Source organism: Streptomyces sp. NPDC052107, assembly GCF_040680215.1.
Classification (GTDB): domain Bacteria; phylum Actinomycetota; class Actinomycetes; order Streptomycetales; family Streptomycetaceae; genus Streptomyces.
In genome coordinates, this window is sequence record NZ_JBFAWG010000004.1 from 54,567 (window position 1) to 71,904 (window position 17,338).

General features: G+C 71.8%; 19 protein-coding genes and 1 riboswitch. Of the genes, 14 read left to right on the plus strand and 5 right to left on the minus strand.

The window, feature by feature from the left end:
• The first annotated feature begins 31 nt into the window (after window positions 1-31).
• Window positions 32-1,000, plus strand: a complete 969-nt coding sequence (locus AB0M27_RS05750) for a YafY family protein (RefSeq protein ID WP_365718313.1) — start codon at window positions 32-34, stop codon at window positions 998-1,000.
• 106 nt (window positions 1,001-1,106) lie between these two features.
• The gene (locus AB0M27_RS05755; RefSeq protein ID WP_365718315.1) at window positions 1,107-1,478 is read left to right on the plus strand and encodes a hypothetical protein; all 372 of its coding nucleotides are present in this window, start codon (window positions 1,107-1,109) and stop codon (window positions 1,476-1,478) included.
• Window positions 1,479-1,575: 97 nt separating this feature from the next.
• Here the strand turns inward: AB0M27_RS05755 and AB0M27_RS05760 are convergent, their stop codons facing one another.
• Entirely contained in the window at window positions 1,576-2,202 is a 627-nt protein-coding gene (locus AB0M27_RS05760) for a TetR family transcriptional regulator (RefSeq protein ID WP_365718317.1), read from the minus strand.
• Window positions 2,203-2,347: 145 nt separating this feature from the next.
• Here AB0M27_RS05760 and AB0M27_RS05765 point away from each other — a divergent pair, with 145 nt between their 5' ends.
• The 3 genes from AB0M27_RS05765 (at window position 2,348) to AB0M27_RS05775 (ending at window position 4,641) form a co-directional block, all read left to right on the plus strand.
• Complete coding sequence (locus AB0M27_RS05765; RefSeq protein ID WP_194294248.1) at window positions 2,348-2,515, plus strand: hypothetical protein; 168 nt, start codon at window positions 2,348-2,350, stop codon at window positions 2,513-2,515.
• Between the two features lie 32 nt (window positions 2,516-2,547).
• Window positions 2,548-2,826: a DUF4190 domain-containing protein gene (locus AB0M27_RS05770; RefSeq protein ID WP_365718319.1), complete on the plus strand. Its 279-nt coding sequence runs from the start codon at window positions 2,548-2,550 to the stop codon at window positions 2,824-2,826.
• Window positions 2,827-3,471: 645 nt separating this feature from the next.
• Window positions 3,472-4,641 (plus strand): cysteine desulfurase family protein, encoded by a 1,170-nt coding sequence (locus tag AB0M27_RS05775; RefSeq protein WP_365718321.1) that lies wholly within the window; start codon window positions 3,472-3,474, stop codon window positions 4,639-4,641.
• An 11-nt stretch (window positions 4,642-4,652) separates the two neighbouring features.
• A riboswitch (TPP riboswitch) is annotated at window positions 4,653-4,857 on the minus strand.
• 48 nt (window positions 4,858-4,905) lie between these two features.
• On the opposite strand, the gene AB0M27_RS05780 is transcribed toward AB0M27_RS05775, so the two are convergent.
• Window positions 4,906-5,559 carry an N-acetylmuramoyl-L-alanine amidase gene (locus tag AB0M27_RS05780; RefSeq protein WP_365718323.1) on the minus strand — a complete coding sequence of 218 codons (654 nt, stop codon included), beginning with the start codon at window positions 5,557-5,559 and terminating at the stop codon, window positions 4,906-4,908.
• A 124-nt stretch (window positions 5,560-5,683) separates the two neighbouring features.
• On the opposite strand from AB0M27_RS05780, the gene mnmA reads away from it, so the two are divergent.
• Window positions 5,684-6,808 (plus strand): tRNA 2-thiouridine(34) synthase MnmA, encoded by a 1,125-nt coding sequence (gene mnmA / locus AB0M27_RS05785; RefSeq protein ID WP_365718325.1) that lies wholly within the window; start codon window positions 5,684-5,686, stop codon window positions 6,806-6,808.
• A gap of 19 nt (window positions 6,809-6,827) precedes the next feature.
• On the opposite strand, the gene AB0M27_RS05790 is transcribed toward mnmA, so the two are convergent.
• Window positions 6,828-7,610 (minus strand): alpha/beta hydrolase, encoded by a 783-nt coding sequence (locus AB0M27_RS05790; protein ID WP_365718327.1) that lies wholly within the window; start codon window positions 7,608-7,610, stop codon window positions 6,828-6,830.
• 37 nt (window positions 7,611-7,647) lie between these two features.
• Complete coding sequence (locus AB0M27_RS05795) at window positions 7,648-7,971, minus strand: DUF427 domain-containing protein (protein ID WP_365718329.1); 324 nt, start codon at window positions 7,969-7,971, stop codon at window positions 7,648-7,650.
• A gap of 116 nt (window positions 7,972-8,087) precedes the next feature.
• Between AB0M27_RS05795 and AB0M27_RS05800 the strand changes: the two genes are divergently transcribed.
• From AB0M27_RS05800 to AB0M27_RS05820, 5 genes are all read left to right on the plus strand, one after another.
• Window positions 8,088-8,627, plus strand: a complete 540-nt coding sequence (locus tag AB0M27_RS05800; RefSeq protein ID WP_365718331.1) for a TIGR00730 family Rossman fold protein — start codon at window positions 8,088-8,090, stop codon at window positions 8,625-8,627.
• 7 nt (window positions 8,628-8,634) lie between these two features.
• Entirely contained in the window at window positions 8,635-9,333 is a 699-nt protein-coding gene (locus tag AB0M27_RS05805; RefSeq protein WP_365718332.1) for an SDR family oxidoreductase, read from the plus strand.
• Window positions 9,334-9,492: 159 nt separating this feature from the next.
• Entirely contained in the window at window positions 9,493-10,500 is a 1,008-nt protein-coding gene (locus AB0M27_RS05810; protein ID WP_365718334.1) for a methionine synthase, read from the plus strand.
• A gap of 15 nt (window positions 10,501-10,515) precedes the next feature.
• Window positions 10,516-12,708: an NAD-dependent DNA ligase LigA gene (gene ligA / locus AB0M27_RS05815; RefSeq protein WP_365718336.1), complete on the plus strand. Its 2,193-nt coding sequence runs from the start codon at window positions 10,516-10,518 to the stop codon at window positions 12,706-12,708.
• 262 nt (window positions 12,709-12,970) lie between these two features.
• A complete protein-coding gene (locus AB0M27_RS05820) occupies window positions 12,971-15,211 on the plus strand; it encodes a bifunctional diguanylate cyclase/phosphodiesterase (RefSeq protein WP_365718338.1) in 2,241 nt (746 codons plus the stop codon).
• 178 nt (window positions 15,212-15,389) lie between these two features.
• Here the strand turns inward: AB0M27_RS05820 and AB0M27_RS05825 are convergent, their stop codons facing one another.
• Window positions 15,390-15,968, minus strand: a complete 579-nt coding sequence (locus AB0M27_RS05825) for a TetR/AcrR family transcriptional regulator (RefSeq protein WP_365718340.1) — start codon at window positions 15,966-15,968, stop codon at window positions 15,390-15,392.
• An 86-nt stretch (window positions 15,969-16,054) separates the two neighbouring features.
• Between AB0M27_RS05825 and AB0M27_RS05830 the strand changes: the two genes are divergently transcribed.
• The 3 genes from AB0M27_RS05830 to gatC all read left to right on the plus strand — a co-directional run bounded on the left by AB0M27_RS05830 (window position 16,055) and on the right by gatC (window position 17,337).
• Window positions 16,055-16,426 (plus strand): DUF4267 domain-containing protein, encoded by a 372-nt coding sequence (locus AB0M27_RS05830; protein ID WP_365718342.1) that lies wholly within the window; start codon window positions 16,055-16,057, stop codon window positions 16,424-16,426.
• A 26-nt stretch (window positions 16,427-16,452) separates the two neighbouring features.
• Complete coding sequence (locus AB0M27_RS05835) at window positions 16,453-16,947, plus strand: cupin domain-containing protein (RefSeq protein ID WP_365718344.1); 495 nt, start codon at window positions 16,453-16,455, stop codon at window positions 16,945-16,947.
• Between the two features lie 93 nt (window positions 16,948-17,040).
• A complete protein-coding gene (gene gatC / locus AB0M27_RS05840; RefSeq protein ID WP_070023066.1) occupies window positions 17,041-17,337 on the plus strand; it encodes an Asp-tRNA(Asn)/Glu-tRNA(Gln) amidotransferase subunit GatC in 297 nt (98 codons plus the stop codon).
• The last annotated feature ends 1 nt before the right edge of the window (window position 17,338 follow it).

Sequence of the window (17,338 nt, forward strand, 5' to 3'; positions counted from 1 at the left end):
AGAAGCCCGGCGAGGGCGGGATTCTGGGCGCGTGAAGTCCGACCGGCTGCTGTCGATCCTGCTGCTCCTGCAGACCCGGGGCCGCGTCCCCGCGCACGAACTCGCCGACCGGCTGGAGGTGTCGGTCCGCACCATCTACCGGGACATCGAGGCGCTGTCGGCCTCGGGCGTCCCGGTGTACGCCGAGCGCGGCCGGCACGGCGGCATCGAACTCCTCGCCGGCTTCCGCACAGACGTCACCGGACTGACCGCCGACGAGTCGCGCGCGCTGTTCGTCCTGGCCGCCCAGGGCGCCCACGCCGCGCTCGGCCTCGACGCGGCCCTCGGCTCGGCCCTGCGCAAGGTGATGGCCGCGCTTCCGGCGCCGTACCGGCCCGCCGCCGAGGTGACCAGTCGCCGCATCCTGGTCGACGCCACGCGCTGGAAGAGCGGCCCCCAGAAGGCCGTCGACCTGGAGGTGCTGCACGACGCGGTCTTCGCCGACCGGCGCCTGAGGCTGCGCTACCGGCACAGCGGGGAGCGGGAGGCGCGGACGTACACCGTGGACCCGTACGGCCTGGTCGCCAAGGCCGGGGTGTGGTATCTGGTCGCCGACCGGCGCGGAGCGCCCCGGCTGTTCCGGGCCGACCGGATCCGTTCGGCCCGGCCGCTGGACGATCCGGTGCGGCGCCGACCGGGCGTCGAACTCGCCGACGTCTGGGAGGTGTTGCGCCGCCAGGTGGAGGACCGGCCCGAGGGCGGGAGCGATGTCACCGTCCGGGTGCGGCGGGCGCGCCTCGACATGTTCCAGCGCATGATGGCGGCGCAGCTCAGCGAACTCCCCGACGACGACGGCGAGAGCGACTGGGTCACCGCCCGGCTGACCTTCCCGGTGCTGCGCGCGGTCCGCCAACTCCTGGCGTTCTCCGACCAGGTGGAGCTGCTGGACCCGCCCGAGGCCCGCGTGGAACTGCTGGCGGCGGCCCGTTCTGTCGCGGCCGTGTACCAGGAGGGTCCCTGACCCCGGATTGACAGCCGGCGGACAGGACGAGCCCAAGTACCGCCAAGGCACCGTTGGTTGAGTGCGGCTCCTCAGGACTTCCCCATCCTCATCGGAGCTGACTCTCATGAAGCGTGCCCGTTTCGTCCCGGCCCTCGCCCTGCTGGCGCTGTCCCCGCTGCTGCTGACCGCGTGCGGCTCGGGCGACTCGTCCTCTTCTTCCGATGGCAACTCCGGTCAGCAACAGGCCTGTCAGGCGCCGTCCGGCATGCCCACGGGCGGCGCCGGGCGCCGGCCGAGCGGGATGCCGTCCGGCGCGCCATCGGGGGCGTCCACCGTGCGGCCGACCGGCATACCCAGCGGTGCGCCCTCGGGCATGCCGAGCGGCGCGCCCGGCGGTCGGGGCGGCCAGGGGGGCCAGGGCGGTCCCGGCGGCTGTGGCGGTCCGGGCGGGGGACGGGCCGCGGGGCAGTCCGGCGGGCAGGTTCAGCAGGGCTGAGCCAGGGCCGGGGTCGTACGACGGAAGGGCAGGGGGCGTACGGCGAAAGGGGCGGCGCGCACCGGGCGTGCCGCCCCTGTCCTGTGCCCGGGGCGGCTCAGTCCAGCCAGTGGCCGCGGCCGATGGAGATGAGCCGCAGCTGCCGGGTGGCGAGCTGGGTGACCCGCTCCCGCTCCTCCGCCGGCGCCTCCAGGGCCTCCAGGAACAGCGAGGCGGTGATCAGCATCTGGTCGACGTAGAGATGCGCGAGCATCAGCAGGTCGTCGTCGCTCCAGCCCGCGGCCTCGGGATCCTTGGCCAGCTCGGTCTTCACCTCCTCGGCGAACCGGACCAGTTGGGAGCGGATGGCCTCCCGCACCGGCTGCACCCCGCCGTGCCGTTCGCGGGCGATGAACCGGACGTGCGCGGGGTAGGCGTCCACGTGCCGGGCGATCAACTCGATGGCCCGCGCGATGCGTTCCTCGCTGCCGCCCGCCGTGGACACCGTGGTGCGCACCATCGGGTGCAGGCTGCCCAGCGCCTCGTCGACCAGCGCCACGCCGAGGTCGGCGGTCGAGCGGAAGTGCCGGTAGAACGCGGTCGGGGCGACGCCGACGGCCCGGGTGACCTCGCGCAGACCCAGGCTGCTCAGGCTCTGCTCCTCCAGCAGCGCGAGCGCGGCGTCGAGGAACGCCTGCCGGGTCTTCTGCTTCTGCGCCTGCCGGATGCCGAGGGTGTGACTCATGTCATCCAGTTAACAACTGTTCTCTGGAATTGGGAAGCCGGGAAGCGCGCTAGAGTAGAAGTCAGTGAACAACTGTTACTACAACTGTTCACCGAAACTTCACACCGGCCCGATACGAGGTATCTCGGAGGGGGGATCTGATCCCATGCTGTTCCTCGTCGCCGCACTCATGCTGCTCGGTGTCGTGCTGGGCACCGTGGCCCACGCACCGCTGACCGTCACCGCCGCCGTCGCCGCCGTCATCGCCGTCTGGCTCGGCGTCTTCGCGATTCGCGAGCGCCTCGGCCGCCGGCGCCGTACGCCGGCCAACTGACCGTCCGCCACGACATCCAGGAGCTGAGCACCATGCAACTCACCGCACCGGTCACGAGCGGCAACGACACCCGCCCGGCCGCGCGCGACGCCGACGGCATGGCCGTGGCGTCCTTCATCCTGGGCCTTCTCGGCCTGCTCGTCCTCAACATCTTCCTCGGCCCGATCGCCATCGTCCTGGCCGCCGTCTCCCTCTGGCGCGGCACCACCCGCCGCGGCCGGGCCCTCCTGGGCCTGACCCTGGGCGTGGCAGACCTGGCCGTCCTGGCGATCGCCATGCAGGTCTCCCACACCCTGTCCTGGAGCCTGTGACCCGCCGAACCACCCCCTGACCGGCCAGGGCCCCGAGGGCGACGGGGCCACCGGCCGAAACACGAACACCACGTGGGCCGCGCCGCCAGGCAGCGACTTGCCACCGCGGCCATGGTTCCCACCGCCAGGCAGCGATCAGCCACCACGCCACGGCCCCACCGCCAGGCAGCCGCCCCCGCTACCGCCGCCGTGGGCAGCCGCCCCCGCTACCGCCGCCGTGGGCAGCCGCCCTGCCACCGCCGCCGTGGGCAGCCGACCTGCCGCCGCTACCGCCGCTACCGCCGCCACCGCCGTGGGGCCTGGGCCTGTCAACCGCCACCACCGCCGCGGGATAGTCGCCCCGCCAGCGCCACCGCCGGTCTAGCCTTGGGGGGACTTGGCCCGCCACCCGTCGCCCCGCCACCGCAGTGCGACAGCCGCCCGCCACGACCGCCCCGCCGCCACCGCCGTGGGCAGTCGTTCCGCTGGGGTGGAACGGGTGGGCACGGCCGACAGCGCAGGGCGCCTCGCCGCCAAGCCCAGGCGCAGGGCAGGCAGGGCGCACGGCAAGCCCAGCGCAGGGCACGTCGCCACCGAGCCCAGGTGCAGCCAGCGAAAGGCGCACGGCCGAAGCCAACCGCAAGGGACCCGTAGAATCAGGGCACCATGGCTTACCTCGACCACGCCGCGACAACCCCGATGCTCCCGGAGGCGGCAGAGGCCCTGACCGCCCAGTTGAGCATCACGGGCAACGCCTCCTCACTCCACGCATCCGGCCGGCGGGCGCGCCGCACGGTCGAGGAATCCCGCGAGATCCTCGCCGAAGCGCTCGGCGCCCGCCCCAGCGAGGTCGTCTTCACCTCGGGCGGCACCGAGGCCGACAACCTCGCGGTGAAGGGCCTGTACTGGTCCCGCCGCGACGCCGACCGGGCCCGCACCCGCGTCCTGGCCAGCCCCGTCGAACACCACGCCGTCCTCGACGCCGTCCACTGGCTCGGCGAGCGCGAGGGCGCGACGATCGAGTATCTCCCCGTCGACTCCTACGGCCGCGTCCACCCCGACGCCCTGCGCGAGGCCATCGCCCGCAACCCCGACGACGTCGCCCTGGTCACCGTGATGTGGGCCAACAACGAGATCGGCACGATCCTGCCGGTCCACGAACTCGCCGAGGTGGCAGCCGAGTTCGGGATCCCGATGCACGCCGACGCGGTCCAGGCCTTCGGTCAGGTCCCGGTCGACTTCGCCGCCTCCGGCCTCGCCGCGATGACCGTCTCCGGCCACAAGATCGGCGGCCCGTACGGCATCGGCGCCCTGCTGCTGGGCCGCGACCAGACCCCCGTGCCCGTCCTGCACGGCGGCGGCCAGGAGCGGCATGTCCGCTCCGGCACCCTCGACGTCCCCGCCATCGCCTCCTTCGCCGTCGCCGGGCGGCTCGCCACCGAGGGGCGGGAGTGGTTCGCCAGGGAGATCGGCGCCCTGCGCGACCAGCTGATCGCGGCCGTCCGCAGTGCCGTCCCCGATGCGATCCTCGGCGGCGACCCGGCGGCCGAGGGCCGCCTGCCGGCCAACGCGCACTTCACCTTCCCCGGCTGCGAGGGCGACTCCCTGCTGCTACTGCTGGACGCCCAGGGCATCGAGTGCTCGACCGGTTCCGCCTGCACCGCGGGCGTCGCCCAGCCCAGCCATGTCCTGCTCGCCACCGGCACCGACCCGGACCTGGCCCGCGGCACCCTGCGCTTCTCCCTCGGCCACACCTCCACGGAGGCGGACGTCGAGGCGGTTGCCAAGGCGATCGGCCCGGCGGTGGAGCGTGCCCGGGCGGCAGGGCTCAGCTGAGGGCACGAAAGCGACCTACGAGGCGGGTTCCCTTCGCCGGCATTGTCCGGATCAGGTTATGGGGGTCGCCTTCCGGTCCAGTACTTGCGACCTTCCGGCCTCTCAGCCCGAGCGTCGATGTCGGCACCAGCGGAGATGGTGTGTACCTCTCCTTGAAGAGAACAGATCTCTCACGCTGAAGTCGGCTACTCCGCTTGGGCTCCCTCACTCGTCTCGTAGGCCTTGTAAACAGGATAGAACCATCCCTACCGGACGAAAAAGGGCCTAGGCCTTGATTTTTTTCAGGTATCGCTCCCAGTCCCAGTGCGGCCCCGGATCGGTGTGGTCCGTCCCCGGCACCTCCACATGCCCGATGATGTGCTCACGGTCCACGGGTATGCCGTACCGCCCGCATATCGCCGCCGTCAGCCGCGCCGAGGACGCGTACATGGCGTCCGTGAAGGAGGACGCGTCCTCCACGAAGCCCTCGTGCTCGATACCGACACTGCGTTCGTTGTACTCCCGGTTGCCCGCGTGGAACGCCACGTCCAGCTCCCGTATCAGCTGGGTGATCCGGCCGTCCTTGCGCACGATGTAGTGCGCCGCCGCGCCGTACGCCGGATCCTGGAAGACCTTCACCGCGCTCGCGTAGCCGCCCTGCGTGACATGGATGACGACCCGGTCGACCGTGTAGTCGTCCGGCCGGTCCGCCCGCCGGTAGTTGGCCGGGGAGGCCGGCAGCCAGCGCGCACCCCGGAAGTCCACGGCCCCCGCCACCCGGGGCTTGTCCACGCCGGGCAGCCGCCACCACAGGTGCGTCAGCTCCTCGCGGGCCAGCGCGGCCGTGCCGACGGCGGCCGCCGCACCGCCGACGAGCAGGGCCCGCCGCCCCAGCCGCCGATCGGTGTCGCCTTCGAGCCGCCGATCCGTGGCGCTCATGCCCGCCCCCTCCGCCGTCTGGCCTGCCCGGCCTGTCCGTCCTGGCCGCCCTGTTCCGCCCCTCGTGATCGTCAACGGATATCCGGCGGTCCCGGTTCCCACGGCCCCGTACCCTGGAAGGGTTATGACTGAGACCCCGCTGCGCCCCCTCCGCGTCCTCGCCGCCATGTCCGGTGGAGTCGACTCCGCCGTCGCCGCCGCGCGCGCCGCGGAAGCCGGCCACGACGTCACCGGCGTCCACCTCGCGCTCTCCGCGAACCCGCAGTCGTTCCGGACCGGCGCGCGGGGCTGTTGCACGATCGAGGACTCGCGTGACGCCCGCCGCGCGGCCGACGTCATCGGCATCCCCTTCTACGTGTGGGACCTCGCCGACCGTTTCCGCGAGGACGTGGTCGAGGACTTCATCGCCGAGTACGAGGCCGGCCGCACCCCCAACCCGTGCCTGCGCTGCAACGAGAAGATCAAGTTCGCCGCGCTGCTCGACAAGGCCCTGGCCCTCGGCTTCGACGCGGTCTGCACCGGCCACTACGCCAAGGTGATCGTGAACGAGGACGGCTCCCGAGAACTGCACCGCGCCTCCGACATGGCGAAGGACCAGTCGTACGTCCTCGGTGTGCTGGACGAGAAGCAGCTCGCCCACGCGATGTTCCCGCTCGGCGACACGGTCACCACCAAGGAGGAGATCCGCGCCGAGGCCGAGCGCCGGGGTCTCGCGGTCGCCAAGAAGCCCGACTCGCACGACATCTGCTTCATCGCCGACGGCGACACCCAGGGCTTCCTCGCCCAGCGCCTGGGCAAGGCGGAGGGCGACATCGTCGACGAGTCCGGCGCCAGGCTGGGCACGCACGAGGGCGCGTACGGCTTCACCATCGGCCAGCGCAAGGGCCTCAGGATCGGCACCCCGGCCCCCGACGGCAAGCCCCGCTACGTCCTCGACATCTCGCCGGTCAGCAACACCGTCACCGTCGGCCCCGCCGCCGCCCTGGACGTCACCGCCCTCACCGCGATCAAGCCCCGCTGGTGCGGCACCGCCCCCGCCGGCCCCGGCACCTACACCGCCCAGCTGCGCGCCCACGGCGGCGAGACCGAGGTCACCGCGGAGCCGGTCGACGGCGAGCTGCGCGTCACCTTCACCGCACCGGTCCGCGGTGTCGCCCCCGGCCAGGCGATCGTCCTCTACGACGGCACGCGCGTGGTCGGCTCGGCCACGATCGCGTCGACCACGCGCGCGACGGCCGCGGCGGTGTAGTCGACAAAGCGACAGCCGCCTAGCCCGCGAAGAACTCCGCCAGCACCGGCCCCAGGACGTCCGGCTCCACCATGTGCGTCTGGCCCGCCAGCTCGCGGTAGACGCCGTCGGGCACCGCCCTGGAGGCCTCCCGGGACGCCTCACGCATCCACTGCGGGCTCGCGCCGCCCGCGACCGCCAGCACGGGCACGGAGATCGCGGCGAGCCGGTCCCGGGGGAGCAGACCGTCGCCCATGACCGTGTCGTCGTAGGCGAGACTCGGCGCGACGGCCTCCATGCCGGCCCACATCGGCGACTGGCGGGCGCGCTGGATCACCTCCTCGGCCAGGCCCGTCAGCCGCAGGAACAGCTCCACCGCGTCCCCTCGGCGGTCCTCCGAGAGCGCCTTGTTCAGCCGCTCCTTGTACGTGGCCTCTCGCTCGGCGCCTCCCTGAAGGAAGTTCGCGTACGGCACCTCGTACACGGCGGCCCGGCCGGCCGGCAGCCCGCTCGCCACCGCCTCCAGCACCAGCGCGCCGCCCGAGGAGACCCCGAACAGCGCCGCCCCGCCTCCCACGGCGTCGATCAGCGCGGCCAGGTCCTCGACCTCGCGCTCGACCGCGTACGGCTTCGTGTCACCGCTCTCGCCGCGGCCCCTGCGGTCGTAGACGACGGCCGTGCAGCGGTCCGCGAGCCGCTGCGCCAGGGGCGCCACGGTGCCACCGGTGGACATCGCGCCGCTCACCAGGATCACCGTCGGCCCCTGACCGGTCACTTGGTACGCGAGGGCCGTTCCGTCCCGCGAAGTCGTCTTCTTGTCCATGTCGGTGCAGACTGCCGTACCGGCACGGGCTCATCGCTCACGACACGTCGACGTCGTAGAAGCAGAAGTGATCCTTGATCTCCGCCACTCCCGGCTTCGGCTCCGGGTACGCCCACACCAGGTCCGGCGCGTCCGGCAGGGACCAGTAGGACGCCGTGCCCTTGAAGGGGCACACGGTGTGCGTCTCGGAGGGGGTCAGCAGATCGAGGCGTACGTCCGCGGCGGGGATGTAGTACCGCACCGGAGAGCCCGTCTCGCGCAGCACCAGCGGTCGGTCGGTCTCCGCGAGCACCTGGTCGCCGTGCACCACGCGCACGTGCTGCTCGCTCTTGTCGATGGTGATCGTATGTCCTTGGGCCATATAAGGGCAGCACCGGCGGGCCCGTGGTTCTTCCCGCCGGGTACGGCTTTCCCGGTACGCCCGCCCGGTTCGGTCCGTGCGGAGGGGCCGTGCGGAGGGGCCGTACGGTAGGGGCCATGAACATCTGCGTCTTCCTGTCCGCCGCCGATCTCGACGAGCGTTACACGCGTCCCGCGCGCGAGTTCGCGGAACTGATCGGCAAGGCCGGTCACACCCTGGTGTGGGGCGGTTCCAACGTCGGTCTGATGAAGGTCGTCGCGGACGGGGTGCACGAGGCGGGCGGCAGGCTGCTGGGCGTGTCCGTGGAGTTCCTCGCCGCCAAGGCGCGGCCCGCCGCCGACGAGATGGTCATCGCCGCCGACCTCGCCGAACGCAAGAAGCTGCTGCTGGAGAAGGCCGACGCCGTGGTGATCATGGTGGGCGGGACCGGCACGCTGGACGAGGCCACCGAGATCCTGGAGCTGAAGAAGCACGGCCGCACCGACAAGCCGGTCGTCCTGCTGAACACCGCGGGCTTCTACGACGGCCTCAAGCAGCAGTTCCGCCGCATGGAGGACGAGGGCTTCCTGCCGCGGCCGCTGTCCGAGCTGGTGTTCTTCGCCGAGGAGCCGGTCGGCGCGCTGGCCTACCTGGAGGAGTCGTTCGGCATCCGCTGATGCCAGCATGGCGGGCATGGCTACTCATGTGATCACCGGGGCCGGATCCGGCATCGGCGCGGCCGTCGCCCGCCGGCTGCACGCGCGCGGGGACGAACTCTTCCTGCACGCGCGTGACGCGGGCCGCGCGAAGGAACTTGCGGCGGAGTTCCCCGGCGCCCGCACCCTGGTGGGCGACCTCGCGGCCCCGGACAAGCTGTCCTGGGCGTTCTCCCACCAGACCCTCCCGGACCGCGTGGACTCGCTGCTGCACATCGCCGGTGTCGTCGACCTGGGCGAGGTCGGTGACCTGACCCCCAGGTCCTGGCACCACCAGCTCAACGTCAACCTGGTCGCCCCCGCCGAGCTGACCCGGCACTTCCTGCCCCAGCTGCGTGCCGCCCGCGGCCATGTGATCTTCGTCAACTCAGGCGCCGGCCTCAACGCCCACGCCGGCTGGTCCGCGTACGCCGCCTCCAAGCACGGCCTGAAGGCCCTCGCCGACTCCCTGCGCCACGAGGAGCACGCGAACGGCGTCCGGGTCACCTCCGTCTACCCCGGCCGCACGGCCAGCCCCATGCAGGCCAAGGTCCACCAGCAGGAGGGCAAGGACTACGACGCCTCGAAGTGGATCGACCCCGAGTCGGTCGCCACGACGATCCTGATGGCCCTGGACCTGCCCCGGGACGCTGAGGTCAACGACCTGACGATGCGTCCGGGGCGGTGAGCGGCACGGCGGGGTGGGCGCCACGATCCCGGTCCGGTGCGGTACAGGCGTGGTCCCGGACCGAGGCCGCGCCCACTGCACTCCGAGTCGGGTGGCGGGCGGGCGTAGGCCCGGGGTCCAGGGGCAAAGCCCCCTGGGTGTTCGGCATACCCTGCCGAGGTGAGTGACAACAGCGAGTTCAGGTTCCCGGGAGCCACCGGAATCGGGTCCATGCCCGGCGGCGACGCCAGGGAAGCCGCCAAGACCGTCACCGGCAGCTTCGAGGACTTCCCCTTCCTGCCCGAAATGCCCGCGCGCGGACCCGGTGCCGACATGATCGGCCGTACCGCCGGGATGCTCGTCGAGCTGTACGCGCGCGTGGAGCCCAGCGGCTGGCGCATCGGGGACCGGCCGGGCCGGGACACCAAGCGGGCGCGCTCCTGGCTGGGGGAGGACCTGGACGCCCTGGAGGAGTTCACCCAGGGGTACGAGGGCGACCTGAAGGTGCAGGCGGTCGGGCCGTGGACCCTGGCCGCCGCCCTGGAGCTGAAGAACGGCGAGTCCGCGCTCTCCGACCCCGGTGCCTGCCGTGATCTCGCCTCCTCCCTCGCCGAGGGGCTGCGACTGCACCTGGCCGAGGTCGGGCGCCGCATCCCGGGCGCCCGGCTCGTGCTCCAGCTCGACGAGCCCTCCCTCACCGTCGTCCTGCGCGGACAGGTCCGTACCGCCAGCGGCTACCGCACGCACCGGGCCGTGGACCGGCAGATCGTGGAGGCCACCCTGCGCGACGTGATCGGGGCCCACGACGGCGGGCCCGCGGTGGTGCACTCCTGCGCGCCCGACGTGCCGTTCGCCCTGCTGCGGCGGGCCGGCGCGACCGGCGTCTCCTTCGACTTCTCGCTGCTCACCGAACGTGACGACGACGCGATCGGTGAGGCCGTCGAGGGCGGTACCCGGCTGTTCGCCGGTGTCGTGCCGGGCACGGACGGCCCATTGTCAGACCCTGCCGGTAGCGTCGTGGGTGTCAGGACGCTGTGGCGCAGGCTGGGACTGCATCCGGGGCTGCTCGCGGAGGCGGTCACGGTCACCCCGGCGTGCGGTCTGGCGGGCGCTTCCCCCGCCTACGCACGGCAGGCGCTCGCCCACTGCGTCCGGGCGGCGAGATCCCTCGCGGACAACCCAGAGTAACGGGAGGACAACACGGTGGCCGGCGACAAGCAGCAGGCGGAGACGGCAGTGCCCGCCGAGGCACGTGACAAGCACGCGCAGCTCGCTGAGCAGATCGAGGAGCACCGCTTCCGGTACTACGTGAAGGACGCTCCCGTCATCAGCGACGCGGAGTTCGACAAGCTCCTGAAGACTCTGGAGGCCCTGGAGGAGCAGTATCCGGAGCTCCGTACCCCGGACTCGCCGACCCAGAAGGTCGCGGGGTCGTACGCGACGGAGTTCACCGCGGTCGAGCACCGCCAGCGGATGCTGTCCCTCGACAACACCTTCAACGACGAGGAGCTGGCCGCCTGGGCCGAGCGCATCGCGCGCGAACTCGGCGACCAGGACTACCACTTCCTGTGCGAGCTGAAGGTGGACGGCCTCGCGGTCAACCTCACCTACGAGAACGGCCGGCTCACGCGCGCGGCGACCCGTGGCGACGGCCGCACCGGCGAGGACATCACCCCGAACGTCCGGACGATCGCGGAGATCCCGGACCGCCTCAAGGGCGACGAGGTGCCCGACCTCGTGGAGATCCGCGGCGAGGTCTACTTCCCGATGGAGAAGTTCCTCGAACTGAACGAACGCCTGGTCGCCGCCGGTGACAAGCCGTTCGCCAACCCCCGTAACGCCGCCGCCGGTTCGCTGCGCCAGAAGGACCCGCGGGTCACCGCCACCCGCCCGCTGCACATGGTCGTCCACGGCATCGGCGCCCTGGAGGGCTTCACGGGCCTGACCCGCCTCTCCCAGGCCTACGACCTGCTGAAGACCTGGGGCCTGCCCACCTCCCCGCACAACCGCGTGGTCGACGACCTCGACGGCGTACGCGAGTTCATCGCCCACTACGGCGAGAACCGCCACTCCGTGGAGCACGAGATCGACGGTGTCGTCGTCAAGCTGGACGAGATCCGCCTGCAGGGGCGCCTCGGGTCCACCGCGCGTGCCCCGCGCTGGGCGATCGCCTACAAGTACGCGCCGGAAGAGGTCAACACCAAGCTCGTCGACATCAAGGTGGGCGTCGGCCGCACCGGCCGGGTCACGCCGTACGCCCAGGTCGAGCCGGTCACGGTCGCCGGCAGCGAGGTCGAGTTCGCCACCCTGCACAACCAGGAGGTCGTCAAGGCCAAGGGCGTCCTCATCGGGGACACGGTCGTCCTGCGCAAGGCCGGTGACGTCATCCCGGAGATCCTCGGCCCGGTGGTCGACCTGCGCGACGGCAGCGAGCGGGAGTTCGTGATGCCGGGCGAGTGCCCCGAGTGCGGCACTCCGCTCAGGCCCATGAAGGAGGGCGACATCGACCTCCGCTGTCCCAACGCCCGTACCTGCCCGGCCCAGTTGCGCGAGCGCGTCTCCTACCTCGCCGGCCGCGAGTGCCTGGACATCGAGCACTTCGGCGCGGTGGCCGCCGCCGCGCTCACCCGCCCGCTGGAGCCGGCCGGCCCGCCGCTGGTGGACGAGGGCGACCTGTTCGACCTGACGGTGGAGAAGCTGCTGCCCATCAAGGCCTATGTCCTCGACCCCGACAGCGGTCTGCCCAAGCGGGACCCCAAGACGGGCGAGGAGAAGGTCGTCACGGTCTTCGCCAACCAGAAGGGCGAGCCGAAGAAGAACACCCTCGCCCTGCTGGAGAACATCGAGGTCGCCAAGTCCCGCCCGCTCGCGCGCTTTCTGAACGGCTTGTCCATCCGGCACGTCGGACCGGTCGCCGCGCAGGCCCTCGCCCGAGAGTTCCGCTCCATCGACCGCATCGAACAGGCCACCGAGGAAGAGCTCGCCACCACCGACGGCGTCGGCCCGATCATCGCCGCCGCGCTCAAGGAGTGGTTCGCCGAGGACTGGCACCGCGAGATCGTCCGCAAGTGGAAGGCCGCCGGCGTCCCGCTGGAGGACGCCTCGACCGGCGAGGACGAGGGCCCGCGCCCGCTGGAGGGGCTCACGGTCGTCGTCACCGGCACACTGGAGAACTTCACCCGTGACGGCGCGAAGGAGGCACTGCAGAGCCGGGGCGCGAAGGTGACCGGATCGGTCTCGAAGAAGACCTCGTTCGTCGTCGTGGGTGACAACCCGGGATCAAAGTACGACAAAGCCGTGCAATTGAAGGTTCTGGTCCTGAACGAGGACGGTTTCGGCGTCCTCTTGGAGCAGGGTCCCGAGGCGGCGGCCGAAGTCGCGCTTCCGACCGAGTAGTAGCGGTTGAAGGCCACCCGTTCGGCGCATATCAGTTGCATACGGGTGGCTCGGGCACATTCGGGCAACCGTCGACGACCGGTGCCCGTGGAAGCCTTCCGCGGCCTACTGTTGAGATGTGCACCTGCCGTGCCCAACTGCGGTTGGGGCATCCCCGTGCGCTTCCGGCGTGCGAGGAAGGTTTCTTCAACGCGGAGCTGCTGATGGCTGTCGGACATCGGGCCGCGTGGCGTGGGCACCGCCGGCTGTGAGAGGGACGGGAATGGAACCGACCGAGAGCGTCGCCCCGGACTCACGGCTGCGTCTGCGCCGGCGCGCATGCACCTGGCGGGCGACCCGGTGGACGGGGCGGGGGCATGGACGCACCGGCGGCCGGGCCCGCGCGGCCGGACCGGGCGCCGCCGCCGACGCCCGCCCGCCGATACCCCTGGCCATCGAGCCCGCCCCCGTCCTGACCGGCGCCGACCCCGAACGGCACCTGTCCTGGCCCACCCTGCCGGCGGCCGTCGTGGCCGCCGCCGCGTTCGTCCTCGGCGCCGGCTTCTACCGCGCCTTCTCCGGCCACCACGCCCTCTTCCCGAGCGGCACCGTCGGCTGGGCGCTGGCCCTGCTCACCGGTGTGATCGTCGGCCACCTCGTCATGCTGGGCCGCGCCCGCTGGTGGCGGGGGACCGGCTCCGGCGCCGCGCTCACCCTCGCCGTACTGCTGCTCTACGGCTGGGTGCCGGCCGGCATGGTCAGCCTCACCGTCGTCGTCCTGGTCGGCATCGCCCGGCGCCACCACTGGCGGCAGGGCGTACTGCACGGCGCGGTGGACATCCTCGGCATCGGCGCCGGCGCGCTGCTGCTCGGCCTGTTCGGCCGCGTCCCGAGCGTCGAGACGCCCTGGCGGCCGGACACCTGGACCTTCGCCACCGCTCCCGAGGCGGTCCTCGCCGCCGCCACCTACCTCGCGGTCAGCCGCGGCCTGCAGTGGTACCTGTACGCCCCACGCGCCGGCGGAGTGCCCACCGTGGCCCGTACCGCTCTGGTCAGACAGGGCCTGCTCGCCGTCGCACTGCTCGGCATCGCACCGCTGCTGTGTGTCGTCGCCGACGCCCAGCCGGTCCTGCTCCCGCTGTTCGCCATCCCGCTCATCGCCCTGGACTCCACCCTGTGGATGGCACGCGCGCGTGCCGAGGAGCAACTGCGCGACCCGCTCACCGGGCTGCCCAACCGGCAGTGGCTGCTGGAGCGGATCTGGACGGCCCTCGACGACGCCGAACGCATCGGCGCCCGTTCCGCCCTCATGCTGATCGACCTCGACCGTTTCCGGTCGGTGAACGACACCCTCGGTCATCTCGCCGGTGACCGGCTGCTGCTCCAGATAGCCGACCGGCTGCGGCTCGCCCTGCCGCGCGGGGCGGAGGCCGCGCGGCTCGGCGGTGACGAGTTCGCCGTGTTACTGCCCGTCGCCGACTCCACGACCTCGGCCACGCGGGTCGCCCGCGGCCTCGTCGCCGCGCTCAGCTCCCCGCTGGACCTCGACGGGCTCACCCTCGTCCTGGAGGCCAGCGCCGGTGTGGCCGTCTTCCCCGACCACGCGCTGGACGCCGAAGGGCTGCTGCGGCGGGCCGATGTGGCGATGTACCAGGCGAAGAGGGACCGTACGGGCGTCGAGGTGTACGAGTCCAAGCGGGACTCCAACACCCCGGACCGGCTCGGTCTGCTGGGCGACCTGCGCCGGGCGCTGGACGCGCACGAGGTGCAGCTGCACTACCAGCCCAAGGTCCGCTTCGACGGACAGGTCGCCGGCCTGGAGGCGCTGGTGCGCTGGGTGCACCCCGAGCGCGGGAAGGTTCCGCCGGACGAGTTCATAGCGATCGCCGAGTCCTCGGGGTTGATGCCCCATCTGACGGAGTACGTCCTGGAGACCGCGCTCGGGCAGGTCGCCAAGTGGCGCGCGCAGGGGCTGCGGGTGCCGGTCGCCGTCAACGTCTCCCCGCGCGACGTCCACACGCCCGGTTTCGCGGGGTCGGTCGCCGCGCGGCTGGCCCGGCACGGGGTCCCTGCGGGGGCCTTGCAGCTGGAGATCACCGAGCATGTGCTGCTGGAGGATCCGCAGCGGGCCGCCGACACCCTCGCGGGTCTGACCGGACACGGCGTCAAGATGTCGCTGGACGACTTCGGCACCGGGTATTCGTCGCTGGTGCATCTGCGGCGGCTGCCGGTGAGCGAGCTGAAGATCGACCGGTCGTTCGTGGCTCGGCTGGCTGTCGACGCCGAGGATGCGGAGATCGTGCGGTGCACCGTGGATCTTGCGCATTCGTTGGGGTTGCTCGTCGTTGCCGAGGGGGTCGAGGACGACGAGACCTGGGAGCGGTTGCGGGATCTCGGGTGTGACGCCGTGCAGGGGTGGCTGGTCGCTGCGGCGATGCCGCCCGAGGAGACGACGGCGTGGTTGCGGGCGCGGGGGACCCGGGGGTGGCAGCGGCCGCGGGCGGCCCTGCCGGCCGCCGAATAGTTCTCCCACCCGCCCGTGCTGCTTGGCCGGAGGGCGGGCGTTCGCAGTGGGGGCTGGTCGCCGTCGGCGGGCGCGGGTCGTCGCGGGTTGCTCGCGTCCACGCGGCGGAGCCGCATATCGACACAGCTCCGTGCCCCTTACGGGGCGCCTCATCGCACCCTTTGCTTCCCCGGGGCCGTCAGTCGCCCGTGAAGTGGGCGATCAGCAGGGCCAGCCGGCGGTCATGCGCCTCCTCCGGCAGCCGACCGCTCCTCATCAGCGTCGCCAAGCCGTGCAGCGCCGCCCAGAACGTCTCCGTCAGCAAGCCGGGGTCCTCTCCTTCGGCCGTGATCGGCTCGACGACGACCATCAGCTCCCCGAAGGCCTCCCGCAGCGGGGCCGGGGCCTGCTCCGTGGCGAAAGGCAGGTCCACCAGGTGGGTGAACATCGCGTCGTAGAGGGCGGGCCGGCGTCGGGCGAAGGACGTGTACGTCTGCCCCACCGCCGTCAGCGCCTCCCACGTGCCCGGTGCCGCCGTCCGCGCCTGCCGCAGCTCGACCGCCAGGTCGGCGCAGCCCTGCACCGCCACCGCCGCCATGATCGCGTCCTTGCCCTTGAAATGGCTGTAGAGGACCGGCTGGCTGTACTCGATCTCGGCGGCCAGCCGGCGCGTGGTCACCGTGTCCCAGCCCTCCGCCTCGGCCAGTTCCCGTGCGGCCGTCACGATCAGCCGCTCACGCTCCGCTCGTTCGCGCTCCCGGCGCGTCTGGATCGTCATCCGAAATTCTAGCAACGCTAGCCAATCTGTCGATGCTCTGCTAGCTTCGCTCTTGTCGCTAACGATGCTAGAAAACCGGAGGGGTCATGACCGTCACCGCGTACACCCTGGCTGTCCTGCTCGACCTGTTCTGCGTGTTCCTGGGCTACCGGTTCTGGTTCCAGCCGGCTCCCGCCGCTGCCGGTTACGGCGTTCCGGCCGATCCGCGTGGCGACGCCGGCGCCTACCTGTCGATCAAGGGCCTCAGGGACGGCACCTTCGGAGTGCTGGGCCTGGTCCTGCTGGCCGCCGTCGGTGCCCGTGCCGAGGCGTGGTTCATGGTCTGCGTGGCACTCGTCCCGCTCGTCGACACCCTGATAGTCCTGCGCCACGGCGGGACGAAGGCGGTCGCGTTCGGGATCCACCTCGCCACCGCGATCGTTGTACTCATCAGTGCCGCACTGCTCTTCGCGGTCTGACCGACACTCTCAGGGGGAGAACGACCATGTCGTTGTTCGTACCGAAGTTCGAAGAGTCCGTGATCGTCCGCGAGGCCGAGGCCGAAGTCGTCGGGCGCGTCCCCACCACCGTCCGTCTGCTGGCCGACAGCAGCGCCACCGGCGGCGCCCTGTCCACCCAGCGAGTCACCCTCACGGCCGGCGCCGACGGCGCCAAACCGCACTGGCACGACAACTCCGCCGAGATGTTCTTCCTGCTCGACGGCGCGGCCGAGATCCTCTCCGGGGAGGACGTCGTCACCGCCGAGCGCGGCGACCTCGTCATCGTCCCGCCCGGCCGGCCGCACGCCTTCGCCGCCGTACCGGGAGCCGACGCCGATCTGCTCATCGTGATCACGCCGGGCGTGGAGCGTTTCGAGTACTTCCGTCACCTCCAGCGCATCCGCCTCGGCGAGGCAACCCCGGAGAGCATCCTCGAGGTCCAGGATCTGTACGACAACCACTTCCTGAAGAGCGAGGCCTGGGACGGGCGGCGCCGGTGAGCGACGGGGCCGGGAAACCGTTTCACGGCCACCCGGCCCCGCCCCATAGGATTGGGGCTCAGACCACACACACTCACCCCAGAGGATCGCTGCATGCCTGGCATCACGCGCGAGGAGGTCGCCCACCTCGCCCGGCTGGCGCGTCTGGAGCTGAAGCCCGAAGAACTCGAACACTTCGCAGGCCAGCTGGACGACATCATCGGCGCGGTCGCCCGCGTCAGCGAGGTCGCCGACCAAGACGTACCGCCGACCTCGCACCCGCTCCCGCTGACGAACGTCATGCGCGCGGACGAGGTCCGTCCCTCGCTCACCCCCGAGCAGGCGCTCTCCGGCGCCCCGGCCCAGGAGCAGCAGCGTTTCAAGGTGCCGCAGATCCTGGGGGAGGAGTGAC